The sequence below is a fragment of the Vibrio sp. 10N.286.46.A8 genome, assembly GCF_041470165.1.
Lineage (GTDB): Bacteria > Pseudomonadota > Gammaproteobacteria > Enterobacterales > Vibrionaceae > Vibrio > Vibrio tasmaniensis_A.
Window position 1 is genome coordinate 13737 of record NZ_JBFRLX010000042.1, and the last position, 15173, is coordinate 28909.

The 15173-nt window shown below is 43.1% G+C and carries 13 protein-coding genes; 5 read left to right on the plus strand and 8 right to left on the minus strand.

The genetic code is table 11. The features are described from left to right. Positions 1–12: 12 nt before the first annotated feature. From phrB to AB4232_RS05495, 5 genes are all read right to left on the minus strand, one after another. Positions 13–1458 carry a deoxyribodipyrimidine photo-lyase gene (gene phrB, locus AB4232_RS05475; RefSeq protein WP_017100711.1) on the minus strand — a complete coding sequence of 482 codons (1446 nt, stop codon included), beginning with the start codon at positions 1456–1458 and terminating at the stop codon, positions 13–15. Then, on the minus strand, positions 1455–2402 hold the full coding sequence (locus tag AB4232_RS05480) for a DUF523 and DUF1722 domain-containing protein (protein ID WP_017100712.1): 948 nt from the start codon (positions 2400–2402) through the stop codon (positions 1455–1457). Before AB4232_RS05480 ends, phrB begins: the two co-directional genes overlap by 4 nt. 144 nt (positions 2403–2546) lie before the next feature. Further along, positions 2547–3257: a ChrR family anti-sigma-E factor gene (locus tag AB4232_RS05485; protein WP_372086521.1), complete on the minus strand. Its 711-nt coding sequence runs from the start codon at positions 3255–3257 to the stop codon at positions 2547–2549. Then, positions 3250–3897: a sigma-70 family RNA polymerase sigma factor gene (locus tag AB4232_RS05490; protein WP_372086523.1), complete on the minus strand. Its 648-nt coding sequence runs from the start codon at positions 3895–3897 to the stop codon at positions 3250–3252. The genes AB4232_RS05485 and AB4232_RS05490 overlap by 8 nt, the downstream gene beginning before the upstream one ends. A 110-nt stretch (positions 3898–4007) precedes the next feature. Beyond that, positions 4008–4628, minus strand: a complete 621-nt coding sequence (locus tag AB4232_RS05495) for an LON peptidase substrate-binding domain-containing protein (protein ID WP_372086525.1) — start codon at positions 4626–4628, stop codon at positions 4008–4010. A gap of 310 nt (positions 4629–4938) precedes the next feature. Between AB4232_RS05495 and AB4232_RS05500 the strand changes: the two genes are divergently transcribed. The 5 genes from AB4232_RS05500 (at position 4939) to gltS (ending at position 10893) form a co-directional block, all read left to right on the plus strand. Continuing rightward, the gene (locus AB4232_RS05500; protein ID WP_269335384.1) at positions 4939–5325 is read left to right on the plus strand and encodes a tautomerase family protein; all 387 of its coding nucleotides are present in this window, start codon (positions 4939–4941) and stop codon (positions 5323–5325) included. Between the two features lie 259 nt (positions 5326–5584). Further along, positions 5585–6763: an O-antigen ligase gene (locus AB4232_RS05505; RefSeq protein ID WP_009846093.1), complete on the plus strand. Its 1179-nt coding sequence runs from the start codon at positions 5585–5587 to the stop codon at positions 6761–6763. 78 nt (positions 6764–6841) lie between these two features. Then, positions 6842–8806: an acyltransferase family protein gene (locus tag AB4232_RS05510; protein ID WP_372086527.1), complete on the plus strand. Its 1965-nt coding sequence runs from the start codon at positions 6842–6844 to the stop codon at positions 8804–8806. 187 nt (positions 8807–8993) lie between these two features. Continuing rightward, positions 8994–9350 (plus strand): YibL family ribosome-associated protein, encoded by a 357-nt coding sequence (locus AB4232_RS05515; protein ID WP_009846095.1) that lies wholly within the window; start codon positions 8994–8996, stop codon positions 9348–9350. A 316-nt stretch (positions 9351–9666) separates the two neighbouring features. Continuing rightward, positions 9667–10893: a sodium/glutamate symporter gene (gltS, locus tag AB4232_RS05520; protein WP_004732723.1), complete on the plus strand. Its 1227-nt coding sequence runs from the start codon at positions 9667–9669 to the stop codon at positions 10891–10893. 123 nt (positions 10894–11016) lie between these two features. On the opposite strand, the gene norW is transcribed toward gltS, so the two are convergent. The 3 genes from norW to AB4232_RS05535 form a co-directional block, all read right to left on the minus strand. Continuing rightward, positions 11017–12186 (minus strand): NADH:flavorubredoxin reductase NorW, encoded by a 1170-nt coding sequence (gene norW, locus AB4232_RS05525; RefSeq protein WP_372086529.1) that lies wholly within the window; start codon positions 12184–12186, stop codon positions 11017–11019. Position 12187: 1 nt separating this feature from the next. Further along, the gene (gene norV / locus AB4232_RS05530) at positions 12188–13693 is read right to left on the minus strand and encodes an anaerobic nitric oxide reductase flavorubredoxin (RefSeq protein ID WP_372086531.1); all 1506 of its coding nucleotides are present in this window, start codon (positions 13691–13693) and stop codon (positions 12188–12190) included. Positions 13694–14248: 555 nt separating this feature from the next. Then, positions 14249–14905: an NAD(P)H-dependent oxidoreductase gene (locus tag AB4232_RS05535; protein WP_372086533.1), complete on the minus strand. Its 657-nt coding sequence runs from the start codon at positions 14903–14905 to the stop codon at positions 14249–14251. Positions 14906–15173 lie beyond the last annotated feature (268 nt).

Consider the following 15173-nt stretch of genomic DNA (forward strand, 5'->3'; position numbering starts at 1 on the left):
TATTCACTCTAATTATTTGAAAAAGGCTAAGGCTCTCAATCGTGCTTCTTTGTGTTCAACGATGGGTTGCCAGTATTCGCTGTTAATTCCATTTTTTGCAATGTAATCATGTGGAAAATGCACATGCTTGTCAGGAATATTTTGCAGCTCTGGAATGTACTTACGAATAAAAATTCCTTTCGGATCAAACTTTTCGCTCTGGGTGATCGGATTGAAAATTCGAAAGTAGGGTTGAGCATCACAGCCAGTACTTGAAGCCCATTGCCAACCGCCATTATTGGCGCTGAAATCACCATCGATAAGGTGCGACATAAAGAAGCGTTCGCCCCAGCGCCAGTCAATCAGCAGGTGTTTGGTTAGGAAGCTTGCCACCACCATTCTTAGCCTGTTGTGCATCCAGCCTGTCTCAACCAATTGACGCATCGCTGCATCAACTAATGGGTAGCCTGTCTTACCCTCACACCAAGCTTTAAAACTAGGGTTGTCGTGATACCAATCTAAGCCGTTGTATTTCTGCTGAAAGTTCGCACCTTTAACCAGTTTAGGATGGTGGAACATCAAATGCTTATAAAAATCTCGCCAAATCAATTCATTAAGCCAAGAAAAGGCTGGCAACTGAGTATCAAATAACAAGTCAGGCTGTTGTTGAATCAATTGAATCGCTAACCAACGAGGGCTGACTGCACCAATAGCCAAGTAAGGAGATAAGCCCGATGTCCCCTTTACTGATGGAATATCTCTAAGGCGAGAATAGTCATTAACTTTATTGGCTAAAAAATTGGGAATCACATTCTCAAGGACGTTTTGGCTTAGTGGCCAACGCTCCGAATCGGTACGCGGAAAGTCGAAATCGTACTCGCCAGAAAAACCACTTAACGATTGTTTCAGTTGTGATAGGTTCTGAAGCGAATCCGTTTCAGATGAATCTGCTTGCGCTGATCCTGTTGAATGCACTGGAGTTGGGCTGCAAATAATGCCTTTCGCTTGCACTTCTTTTAACCATGCGTTTTTGAAAGGTGTGAAAACCTTGAACATCTCACCTTGTTTATTCAGTACGCTACCTAATGGCAGAATCGTATCGCAGTCGGTTATTTTCAGTTTGATGCCGCTTGCGATTAAGTGTTTGTCTCTTAACTGCTCATCCACTTCCGGCTCTGAATTGGCATACACACATGTCGCATCGACCTGTTTGCACAAGTTGATGAGTTGAATAGCTTGATCGTTAAAGTCTGTGGCTTTGAGGTGCAGCAGAGTGATACCGAATTCAGCGAGTTGTGACTCGAACTGTTTCAGGTGGCGATAAATGAAGTCCGCTTTTATCGGTGCCAGGTGATGTTGTTGCCATTGCTGCGGGGTTGAAATAAAAACGGCGATAGAGACGCCGTTTTCAACTGCAGAGACGAGCGCTGGGTTATCGTGAATCCTCAGGTCTCGTCTTATCCATAGAATGTCGCTCAATATCCGTATCTCAGCTTAAGTTCTTGTGGGTGCGGGTTTAGATAAACTTGTGATTCTAGGTACTCGTTTGGGTATTCCATCAGATAGTGATTAATCAGCGTCAGTGGAACTAACAGAGGAACCAGCCCTTCTCTGAATGATGAAATCTGATTGGTGAGCTCTTGTTTGTGAGCGCTACTCAGTTGTTTCTTAAAGTAACCTTGCAAGTGATGCAGAGTATTAGCATGACTGCCGCGATTTGCATGATGCGTTAGCGCCGTCATCAGACCTTCGATGTACTTTTCAGCCAACTCATCGATCTCTAAATCGTTACTCGCTAAAAGTTTGCCTAGGCTCTTGTAGCCTTCAATGTGGTGGCACATCACTAGATATTTGTGAGCGCTGTGAAATTGAATCAGCTTATGTTTGGTTACGCCTTCATCGACAAGATCGAGCCACTTTTGATATGTGAAAACACGAGTCATAAAGTTTTCACGCAGAATTGGATCGTTGAGGCGACCATTCTCTTCTACTGGAAGGAGGGGATTGCCTTGCATAACCTGTTGAGTAAACAAGCCAACACCTGTCGACTCAGAACCACGCCCGTGGTGGTGGTAAACCTTTACTCGCTCCATGCCACAGGTTGGGCTTTTCTGACACACAATGAACCCTGCGATGTGTTGATTGTTCTTTGAATAGTTTTGCCCAAACTCGATCAGTTCATCGGTGACATCGCCAGAACCATCAGGTCGAGAAACATGAATAATGTCGTCTAACATTCTTGTTTGACGGATCGTAGGACGAGGCGTTGGAAGTCCAACCCCCATCTCTGGACAAACTGGCTCAAGCTCTACGTAGTCTGCAAGATCGTCTGTGCAAAAACGAGAACGCTTATGGCCAGTATCGAACCGAACTTTATGACCGGCGACACATGCACTAATGCCTATTTTTATTTTTTTATCCATTGGTCAATTCCTTACACTCATTGCTCGTTGTTATTCTTATATTGTGTGTTTTGTTGCTTATTAAACATTACTTTAGTTCGGTTTTTACTTTGCTTACTAGCCAACTCTATGAATCTTGTGAGGTACCCGGTAAATCTTTTCAATCTAATAAATGTATTTACCCAGTGGGTTGAATAACTGGCTCACACCTTTTGTGAAGTAAAGCGCATCACTTGAAACAGTTAAACACACACAACCTTCTTTGGTGGCTGGTTGGTGGGTGTGGTCACCATCTAACCAGATGAAGTCGCCTTTGTTGTAGACACCCATTTCGTCTTCGAAACTGCCTTCTAAAAGAAGCGTAATCTCAAAGCCTTTGTGGGTGTGGCAAGGAACTTGTCCATCTTTGTCGATGTGCAGCAAGCTGGTGTGATGAGCTTCGTCATCAAAATCGAGTCGCGCTCGCGAAATTTTGCCTAAGTTCATCCAGTCTTTTCTTGCGACTGAATTGAGTGAGCGAGGAATCGTGAATGTTGTGTTGGATACAGTCTCTTGTTGCGCTTCAACAACAACTTCGACAGCCTGAGACAAATCAGCTGTGATCTGGTCAATAGCATCAAAATCGAACTCCCCATCGTCAGTTAGAAACGCATCCATTTCACTGTCAGACAATTTTAGCCCTGCTGTGTCGTTTTCAAAGGCAGATGTATCGCTTTCAAAGACTGAGTCAGCAGCTTGCGCCGTCAACATGCTTACTTGTTTTTGACAGTGTTCGCAAAGCTCAACATGGCTAGAAACGATCAAAGAAACCGAATCCGCTAGATTGCCATCGACAAAATCTTTCAAGATTGCCGCATTTGGGTGATGTTTAATCATGGTCTTGTTCCCCCATGTGAACTTTTAGTTTGGCGAGTGCGAGTCTTAGACGTGATTTAACAGTTCCAAGCGGGACATCGAGTTGTTGGGCGAGCTGCTCTTGCGATAACTCTTGAAAGTAGACACCTTTCACAATGGTTTTTTGAGCGAGAGGCAGCTTTTCAATTTGAGTCATGACGTGGCGGCTCATTAGATGATCGCCAAACTGAAGCTGATCACTTTGTGATTCGGCTACCATAGCGTCAATCGGCCAAATATCGTCAGCGATCGTTTGTTCTGCTTTCGCCTTTACCTTTCTTAACATATCAAAGGCGGCGTTTCGCATAACGGTATAAACCCAAGTGGTCGCTGCGCCTTTCTCTTCATTGTAGAGATGCGCTTTCTTCCAAACGTTAGTCATTGTGTCTTGGACTAGCTCTTTGGCAGCGGCTTCACCGCCCAACTTACTGATGCCAAAACGCTTGATTTTGGGAGCAAAGAATTTAAACAAACACGTAAATGCTTGCTTATCTCTGTCTGAGCCAACCAAAATCAGCCAGCTTGAGAGCTCTGTAGGTACCTTACTTTCGGTAGGTAGTTTGTTGTCGGGGATAATGACATGCTCCTTGCCGTTCCCTGTTCTTCTGCTTTCCACTTGCATAGTAATTAACCATCATGCGAATTTGATAGACACTACGTGAAGAGTGAGAGTAGGGATCACTTTATTTTAAATTAATTTCTACTATACAAAATTATAGTGAATAAAAGTGCTTATTGCCCTGTAATGATTTGATTCAAAAAGGGAACTAAAGACGGAAAACTAGCGGGTTCTGTGAATTTGGTTTTCTTTTCCAATGGGATAGGCATCATTTCGAGGAGTCGAGCACAGATCCATTGAGGGCTTTCAAAGTCAGGAGTGGGGTAAAGTGCTCTGATTGAATCGTGTTCTCGAAACAACTCGATAAGAAACGCAGTCACCACATTCGGCACCTTATAGCTGAGTTGTGGCCAGTGAGGTAAAGGGCGGAAATCACTTTTTATTAAATCATCTGTGTCGCGAAAGGAGGAGTGAAGTTGCACCAACTGTTCGCCTTCAACATCGATTTCCAGAATTTGGTCATCGGACATATTGAAATCGACAATAGACACTTTTGTCCCCCAAGAACTCAGACGTTCGGAGTTGGTGTTGTCCTGAGTCGCAATGATGAAGCCGTCTCCCTGTGCAGCATGAGCGACCATTTTCAAATACTTGGGTTCGAAAATACGCAGTCTTTGTCTGCCCCTTGGCAAAATGAATAACGGGAGAGGAAACACCGCAAGCTCTTGAGAAGTCTCTACGGGTGTTTCTGATTCGGTTTCTATCCGTGTGATCTTCTCAGCTGAATTCGGCACATAGCACTCCTTAGTTCATACATGATTGAGTCTGTACGGATTTGATTCGTACGTAATTCAGAGATGTATACGCGTACTCGTTGAAGTTCGATCAATGTGGGGTGATGTATTGAACAGGAAGTTAGGGAGAGGGAGACATGGTTTTTTGTCGCGTTTATTCGCAATTTAATCGGTTTAACCTTTTTTAACTTACGGCATTAGGTAATATGGGTTAAGAATTAGTCAATGTGTAGATAGCAAGTGACACGCTTGTCTTACGTTGTTTATCTCTTAGTTCTTCTTTACCTGACATCACATCAAAGGAATGGTCATGATCGTTATTTATGGTATCAAAGAGTGCTTAAATCCGATTAAGTTACAGCTTTCTAATGTCTTACAACAATGTTTGAACAGTGAGATGGGGTTACCTGATGACAAACGAGCGCATCGGTTTGTACCTTTAGACAGAGATGATTTCTTTTATCCCGAAGGGCGAACAGAAGCTTACACCGTCATAGAAATTAATATGATGGAAGGACGAGCGGTGAACACCAAAAAGCGCCTAATTAAGAAGATATTTTCTGAAATAGAAAAGCAGCTGGCCATCTCTCCCATTGATATCGAGATCACCATCAAGGAGCAGCCATCGCATTGCTGGGGCTTTCGAGGCATGACTGGTGATGAAGCCCAAGATCTTAAGTATAAAGTAAAGGTCTAGGGTTTAAGCTCCTAACTCCTAACTCCTAACACGTAAGACAGAAGACTTAAGCTAACCTATCTAGTTGTAGCTTTGATGTTTGATGCCAAAGCCGTTAGATGGGCTTAGTTTGGACATATGAATTATAGGTAAATGATTCATGGACAAAGCCCTAAAGGGACTAGTTTCTTTGTTTTCCGCTGTATGTCACTACAGTTCGTTTGCGACAGTGGCAAGTTTGTTTTAGAGTGCAACTCTTCTCAGCATTTTTAGATTAGTTATGGTTAGAATCAACACGAATTTAATTCAAAAGATACTCATTACACTGCCTTTGTTTTGGATTGTTACCGTTCAGGTGTGGCTAGGTCAGGGGAGTAAGCCACTTGTGGGTATCACTTTATTGATAGCGGCCTGTTGTGCTCTTTTGTACCGAAAAAACAAGGAGAAACATGACTGGTTTGAAGATGGCTGGGTGTGGATACTGCTCTTGCTCTCTATTTTTTCTACTATATCTTACGAGTTGCATGGCTTCAGTAGTCAAGAACTAAGGGCAACTTTGATTGCTCTGGTATTTTTCCTTTTTTATCGAAATGGCTTTGTTAAGTTATCAGATATACAGAACTTATGCTTCACTTCTGTTGTCAGTACAACTGTCCTCGTTGCTTATTATATCTTTTTTCTCTCCGGGGATCGGGGGACCTTGCCGTCTAATGCTCTTGTTATAGCTTCAATTCAAGGTTTCTCTGTCATTTTATTGCTCGCACTTGGCTGTGTTTCGTATGAAGGAAAAAAAACCAAAGCAATAGCTATCTTAGCATTTATAGGCTTTCTATCAATGTTTTTGGTGGGGTCAAGAGGACCTCTACTAGCCGTTATTTTTATTGGTTTAGTTGTCCTATTCAAAATGATGATGCAGCATCGTCAGTACAAGGCGCTGCTTGGTATTAGTGCCATGGTCGTTTTTTCTGTGTTTTTGATGTCGAAATATGACGTGGTAAGTGAACGTATTGACTATAGCTTGCATGAGTACCATGAGATATCACAAGGCAACATGGATACTTCCATAGGCTTAAGATTACAAATGTATCAAGCAGGGTTCGACTTCTTTGTGGATAGCCCCTTGCTCGGCATTGGAGGCGATAAAGAAGCGCAATTAGATAAACTCTCATTTACTCCAACAAATTCGGGAAAGAGGTTTATCGTTAATGCACACCTGCATAACAATTATATTGATAAAGCAGCGTCATCTGGCTTGGTAGGCATTGCCCTTCTCATGCTTAGTTTGATGTACCCTTTGTTTAATTCTAGATACAAGCTATCGCCTATTGTATTGTTACCGGTTGTTTATTTTTCTTTCATGTGTCTATTCGATTCACCTTTCAGGAATGGTGATTTAGCTGTGATGTACTTTGTGTTTATTGGAGTACTACTAAAACTACAAGTGAGAACAGAAGCGTAATGAAACCGGTATATTACGCCAATTTCATTGTGGGTAGTTTTAGGCCGTTTATTGATTTAAGGTTATAACGAATAAATAATGAATAAAAATTTCAGGTATGACATCAATGCATTACGTGCATTAGCTGTCTCAATCGTCGTCATTTTCCATTTTTTCCCGGGTTTTATCACTGGCGGCTTTTTAGGTGTGGATGTGTTTTTTGTCATTTCAGGCTTCCTGATGACAAAGATTATCATGTCGAGTTTGGAAACTAATACCTTCTCATTAAAGGGCTTTTACTTAGCGAGGGCAAAACGCATTATTCCTGCTTTAGCGGTCATGTGCCTTGTTGTGTTACTCGTTGGCATTATTTACCTAGACCCTTGGGCGTTAAGAAAACTAGGTAAGCATATTCTCACCAGTGTCGGGTTTGTTTCTAACCATACCTATTTAAAAGAGTCGGGATACTTTGATGTGGCCGCGCAAAGCAAGTGGTTGCTTCACACTTGGTCTTTATCCGTAGAATGGCAATTCTATGTATTATATCCTCTCGTTTTAATGGCGACCTACAAGTTATTCGGAGCTAAAGGTGCAGCCGTTGCTATTGGAACGACTCTAATAGGAAGTCTAGCTTATAACTATGCGTATTTGGGGAGTTCGGCTTCTTATTACACATTACCGTCTCGTGCATGGGAACTGCTCGCAGGTTCGGTAGTTGCTTTGAAAAGAGAGCGCATTGAATTCAAAAAATCCAATGTTCAGTTATTGCTGTTAGTTGCTATTGCCTCGCTGTTTATATCTCCTTTCATGATCGACAGCGGCACACTTTGGCCTAGTCATGTGACGCTTATTCCGGTCATTGCTACCGCGATAATTCTGCTTTTGAATTTGGACCTCAATTTTACCTTTCATAAATCACGGCTGATACAAGGGGTTGGGTTATGTTCCTACTCAATTTATCTCTGGCATTGGCCTATTAATGTTTTCATTAAGAATCTCACGAGCAACACTATTACTCACAATATAGTTGGAGTAATGGTATCGGTATTGATGGGGATCCTTTCATTTAAGTTCATTGAAAGTTACCGACCTAAGGAGACACGCAAAGGCGGTAAGTTCTTTTTGAACTATTACCCTCTCATTCTTGCTTCCTTTATTGCCTTGATAGGGCAGGTTATTTATGAAAGTGAAGGATTACTTTGGCGCCTGGATAAAACACAGCTCGTCATTGCACAAAGTGTCTATGACCGGAACCCACGAAGCGGAGAGTGCCACGTCGAATTCGGACCCTCTCCTGAGTGTCACTATGGATCAGGACCCGTATCCGCGATTGTTTTAGGCGATAGTCATGGCGCATCGATAGTGAGAAGTGTTGAAGCGTCAGCACCTAACGATACATCGGTCATCGACTGGACGAGAAGCGCATGTCCGACGATTTCAGGTATCAAAAGAGTGCTTTCAAGTGGTGAGTTATCAGAAGAGTGTGGGGATTTTGTCTCAGCATCGTTAATTAAAGCTAAAACTAATTACCCTAACGTTCCTGTTGTTGTCATTAACAGAATGGGTGGCTATCTTTATGGTTCGAATGAAGATGGGTGGCAAAGTGAGAACGAAAAGATCAGTTTAATCGCAGGAGATAAAAGGTTTCAGACCAGATCGGAAGAGTACCTGAACTCAATCTTATCCAGTTTTGAAAAGACCATGTGCGAGCTTAGTCAATCTAACCCTGTTTATTTGGTCAAGCCAATCCCTGAGCTTAAGAAAGATGTACCTAAAACTATGTATAAGTATTCGATTTTAAATCAATCTGATATTTCGGTTTCTATTCCTCTTGAAGAGTACCGACAAAGAACCGCATTGATTACGAAATCTTATGAAAAAATCAGCCAAAACTGTCGAGTTACTCTTATAGACCCTGAACCGATATTTTGTGATGATCAGCAGTGCCTAGGGGATATCAACAATCACCCAACATACGTTGATGACGATCACCTGAATGAATTTGGTGCTGGCCAACTTATTCCTCAATTTCGCGAAAAAATATGGGGTCAATCAGCTCCGTAGGAAATGCTCATTCGCCCTTATTGTTTACACGAAAGAATAAGGGCGTTTCTGTGTTTGGAGCTATTGTGTTGGTCTTAAATGATTCGTTTAGGTAGCGATGTTTAAGATAAATTTCGGTTCAAGTGAACCCTTGTGCTATACTCCGCGCCCCAATCCGAATTGGCTTGTTAAATCTTAGGAAATTATTATGAGTGTTAAAAACGAACTTCAACAAATTAACAACCGTCTAGACAAGTGTCGCAACAAGTTAGCGGCTGCTAAAACTCGTAATGATCGTCCTGTTGTTCGTCAATTTGAAGATGAGATTAAGAAGCTAACCAAGAAAATCGCTCAGCTGAAACATAAAGAAAGCTACGATGTGAACCAAGAGCGTAAGTCTCTGGTTGATATGCCATTTAAGCGTGAGATTACTAAGGCTGAACAAGCGGATATGGGTAAACTTAAAAAGTCTGTTAAAGGATTAGTAATTGTTCACCCAATGACCAAGATCGGTAAAGAGCTTCGCATTGAGGTTATGACTGGTTACGCACCGAAAAAATTCTAATTGCCAGTGATGGTGATGAAAAAGGAGCTAGCAATAGCTCCTTTTTGCTTTTTTAGGTATTAAAAAAGCAGAGTCAGCGGTAATAATACTCACGCCGTTTTCAACTTTTTAGAGGTGATTGTTGTCACAAATCCTTTTATCTCCTATAAAAGTTAACGTGCTACTAACATGGCACCAAGTGAACGCAGTAATGTGTTCGCTTTTCGAATCTACAATTTCTCTCCAGTTTGTATAAATATAGGTAGAGCAGCACAGATAATTACAGATAAAATTAGACTCGTTAAGGAAGATGAGAACGTAAAAAAATAGAGGTTATATGAATCAATTAATTTCAATTGGACCACTAGAATCCTTCCTAATCGCGATTAGTGTTTTGTTTCTAGGTCATTTCGTCAATGCAAAGCTTCCTGTTCTCAAAAAGTACAATATCCCAGAGCCCATTGTCGGCGGCTTGATTGTCGCTTTTGCTATTACAGCCCTGCACTTTAACGGCCTTGATCTTGAGTTTTCTTTGCCCTTGCAGAACACATTTATGTTGATGTTCTTTGCAACGGTCGGCCTTGCGGCTAACTACACGCAGCTGATAAAAGGTGGTGCTAAGGTATTCCTATTCTTAGGGGTGGCTTCGGTTTACATCATTATCCAAAACGGTGTAGGCGTAACACTTGCGACGGCACTAGGCCTTGAACCCTTAATGGGTTTGATTGCTGGATCTATCACGCTTTCGGGTGGTCACGGCACGGGCGCAGCTTGGTCTCAAACTTTTTCAGACACGTTTGGCATTGCCAATACTCTAGAAATCGCGATGGCTTCAGCGACGTTTGGTTTGATTATCGGTGGTATTATCGGTAGCCCAGTAGCACAAAAGCTGATTGATAAAAACCAGCTTGAATCTGAGTATGGCACTGGCACACAAACCCACGAGCGTTTTCCTGAGCTTGTTACTTACAACGAGTATGAAGAAGACAAAGTAACAGCGAAGAAGGTGATTGAAGTATTGTTCATTCTTCTTATCTGTATCTCGGGGGCGAAATACCTAGAAGAGTGGGTGGCGACTTTTGAAATTTCTTGGTTGATGATTCCTGACTTCGTTTATGCGTTGTTTATCGGTGTGTTCATCACTAACGTTTTTGAAGTGACTAAACTGCATAAGACTGACAGCGAAACGGTCGATATTCTTGGTACGGTGTCATTGTCACTGTTCCTAGCCATGGCACTAATGAGCCTTAAGCTTTGGAACATCTTTGACCTTGCGATTCCGTTCTTGGTTATCCTTGCGGTTCAGGCGGTGGTGTTAGGTATCTTCTCTTACTTTGTGACGTTTAAAGTAATGGGTTCTAACTACGACGCAGCGGTTATGGCAGGTGGTCACTGTGGTTTCGGCCTAGGTGCAACACCAACAGCGGTAATGAACATGGGTTCTTTGGTGAACCGATTCGGTCCGTCGCCACAAGCCTTCATGGTTGTACCAATCGTGGGTGCCTTCTTCATTGATATTGTGAACTTGATTATCCTGCAAGGTTACATCTCGTTTATTGGCTAGTGCGAACGCGCCAATAACGAAGTATGCAGATACAAGAAAGCCAGTCGATTGACTGGCTTTTTTTGTTTTAGCGAACACCGCTTATTTTATTCAACGTATATTATTGAGCGTATGTCATTGAGCTTATGCGGGTGAGCTTGCTTGTAACTCTTTAAGCAGAGGGAACGCCGCTTTGGTGTGTTCTCCAGTGACAATGAATCCAACCAACTGATCATCTTCATTGAAGCCCTTAGCGACAATGCCTTTCGGAGCGAATCGAGTTTCCCAACTCTGAGCGGTTTGAATATCGCGCCCTGCGAGTTGAATCGGGTAACTCGGTGTTTTCACCTTAGTGATGATGTGAGGCAAGCTGAGCTTTCCTTCGCCCACCTTGATTTCTCCTTTACCCATAGCCAGCTGCTTAGCCAACACGTTTGCAGACAAAATTGCGGGCTGAAGATAAGCCATCACACGCCCCTCTATTTCGGCGCAGTCACCAATCGCATACACATTCTCGACACTGGTTCTCATGATGGTATCGACCACAATCCCTTTGTTTACTTCTATTCCCGCTTGTGTGGCTAACTGCGTGTTTGGTCTTAGCCCTGCTGCGGCAATCACGATATCGGTTCGTATCAATCGAGAAGACGTGGTTTGCAACCTCACTCCATCAGGGAGATAAGTTGCGCGACACACTGAAGAATCGGTTTCGACGGTAACCCCTGCTTTTGTCAGCTCCCTTTCCAACTCAAGCGAAACGAAAGGTGGCACTAGGCTATTCAATAGATAACTTGCAGGTTCGATAATCGTGACATCTTTGCCCGCAGTTTGAAGATCGAACGCGAGCTCGACCCCAATCAAGCCTCCACCCATCACGGTGATGCGTTGAGCGCCATCGATCTGAGCTTTGTGTTTATCGAACTCTTCCAAACTATTTAACGTAATGGTTGCGCCGCGTTTAAGCCCTTCAGCTGGTGGTATAAAAGGCGTCGCACCCGTCGCTAATACCAACTTTGAATAGTGGATAGATTGGCCATCAACATGAACACACTGCTGCTCAGTATCTATCTCGCTCACAAGTGCTTTGGTTTTGATGACCACGTTGTACTGCTCTGCCAATTGTTGAGCGTTATGTACTGCCAGTGTTTCCGGCGTTTGTTCTTGACTGAACGCGTGCGAAAGATTCGGCTTACTGTACTCAACCCCGGCATCGGCGGTGATCATAGTAATCGTGATATCTTGGTCAAGCTTGCGTACCATCTTGATGGTTTGTAGGGCAGCGAAACCGCCACCCACAATAACAATGTTCGACATGCTACTTCTCCACAAACACTTCTTTGCCTAAATGGCATTCAGGGCAAAGGAAACCATCAGGTACTTGCGCCCAAGGAGTTCCAGGTTCGACGCCTTGGTAGGGTTCGCCCAATTGTGGGTCGTACACCCATTCACACACTGTGCAACGCCAGCAAGTGCAGTCTGCATTGTGTATTGGCTTATCTTGAGCGACTTCTGGCTTCAGCTCTGTTGTGTCCTTGAGCTCGGCAGTGGTGTTTGCCGGTGCTGATGTGGCTTCAAGCGGTGTTACATTACGTGAGACTTGTTTCGGTGTGCTCACTTCATCTGCTTCTACACGCCAAACCTCGGCCAGTGTCATGCCGTAATCGATACACTGGCGAAGCGCGTCTGTGTCTGGTTTCCAGTGGATGTGTTGTGGCGCACTGACTTCAAAGTTGGCTTCACGTAAGCGAGCGTCGATACGTTTTACCGCGCCGCCTGTCCAACCTGAAGAGCCAAATGCTGCGGCTCTTTTACCAGCAAAGCGAAGTCCGTGGATCTCTTCTAGTAGTGCTGCGATTTGCGGCATCATCACATTGTTCATGGTCGATGAGCCGACTAGAACCCCTTTTGAACGGAAGATATTGGCAAGGATGTCATTCTTATCGTGCTTAGAGATATTGAAGACCTTGATTGCCGTTTCTGGGCTGCCTTTACGGATACCTTTTGCGATTGCGTCAGCCATCATGCGAGTGTTATTCGACATGGTGTCGTAAACAATGGTGATACGATCTTCTTTGTAGGCTTTAGACCACTCGTAGTATTGCTCAACAATTTGCGTCGCGTTGTCGCGCCAAATACAGCCATGAGAGGTTGCGATAACATCGATAGGCACACCTAAGCTCAATACTTCTTCTATCTTCGCTTTCACCAAAGGTGCGAAAGGTGTGAGGATGTTCGAGAAGTAACGCAGACATTGATCATGAAGCTCGACCTGGTCTAGTTGGTCATTGAATAGGTTCTCGTCGCAGTAGTGTTGGCCGAAAGCATCGTTACTAAACAGGATTTCATCACCGGTTAGGTAAGTCGCCATTGAGTCTGGCCAGTGCAGCATTTTCATCTCTACGAAAATCAGTTGTTTTCCGTTACCGACGTCAAGAGTGTCACCGGTTTTGACGGTTCTGAAGTTCCAATCAGGCTGATGGTGATGGCCAACAATAGAGTTAACGCCAGCTTCTGTGCAGTAGACGGGCGTGTTCGGAATTTTAGCCAGTAGCGCAGAGAGGGCGCCTGAGTGATCTTCTTCTGCATGCTGACAAATGATGTAGTCGATCTCGTTGATATCGATTTCCATCTCTAGGTTTGCAAGGAATTGTTCAGTAAAGCGATGATCGACAGTATCGACAAGCACTGTCTTCTCTTCACGGATCAGATACGAGTTATAGCTGGTACCTTTGTTCATGTGGTATTCCTTACCGTGGAAGTGCTCGGTTTCCCAATCGTGGACGCCGACCCAATGAACATTTGATTTAACGTGAATAGTCATAATGATAATACCTTATTGAAATATCTAAGGCTCTCATTGCACTAGTCGTGCCATGTTTTTAAGTATTTGTTTTTAATGTGTTTGCTTAGGTTTTTGTTGTTTTGTTGAGTTATTTTGACTCGTTGAGTTTTATGGTTAAAATGAATCTTAGATGTCTTTATGACTTTGTGAGATTATAGCGGTTTGGCAAGAAAATTAATGATGTTTGCTCAGAAAGAGCAGGGTGAGGAACATGTTTAAACAAAGGGGATTATAGTGTAACTCCTGTGCTTCGCGAATTAGAACACGTGGATTGATCAAGTATTGGTGGTCTAAAAAGCGGCTGGAATGGCTAAAGCTGAGATAGAAAGGATGGATGCGAAATACAGACATGAAAAAGGCCAGACGAGTGTCTGGCCAAAATAAGGCAGTGTAATTTTACAGTCTGAAGTGCTGTTGAAACTATATTTTGTAAAACGAAAAAGCGTTTTAAAAATTAAAGCGTTGTAGCAGTTAAGCGTTGTAACTGTTTAACGTGTTATAGCTGTTGATTCATTTGTCATCTTAATTCACGCGTTAAAGCGTCGTCACGATTTCATCAAGAGCCAGACGCGCTTTTGGTTTACCGTGGTTGTAGTCTTCGCCGTCTTTGTGGAAGCCGATAGCCAGTGCTACATCAACAACGTGACCTTCCAGTTCGTCAGCAAACTCTTCGCCGATCATAGCGGCATCTACGCCTTCCATCGGTGTTGATGCAATACCAAGACGAGCCAGTGTGTGCATTGTGTTACCTAGTGCGATGTACACTTGAGACTTAGTCCAGTTACCGTTGAAACCCGTTTCGTCTGTGTTCATTTCTGCGAATGCGTAAGCACCTAAGAATTGCTCGTACATTTCAGCAGGTAGGTGACCAGAACTTACTTCTGTATCAGCACGCTTCGCGAATTTCTCTTTAGTGTATTTAGGATCGTGAGCAAACAGGATCGTGTGTGACGCTTCTTTCGCATGTGGTTGGTTAAACTGGAACATGTTCTCGAAAGTATTGTGGAAACGTTGTTTTGCTGCGTCGCTCTCAATGATGATGAATTTCCAAGGCTGAGAGTTGATAGAAGAAGCTGATAAACGAAGTGCTTCTTTGATTACTTCCATGTCTTCCGCAGAGATGCGTTTGTCGGCATCGTATTTTTTAGCTGTGTAACGAGTGTTTAGATCAGTAATGATTGGATGAGTCATGTTGAATCCTAATATCTATCAATAATAAATGTTGTAGGGTTTTATGTTCGGTAACGTCAACAATAAACGGATAACGCATTTAGGCAGTATCTCTATCAAAATCGTTGCTAGAACCGTCAATTTCTAAAAGACCTAACGCTTAAATGGCTATCGAACATGCCCCCATAAATCGAGTATCTGCGGTAGCTCAAGTCGATGGGTGTAAGATAATAGAAGAATGGCTTGGGAAAAATAGCGAACACATCAAATCACTATGGTTTATAATGTC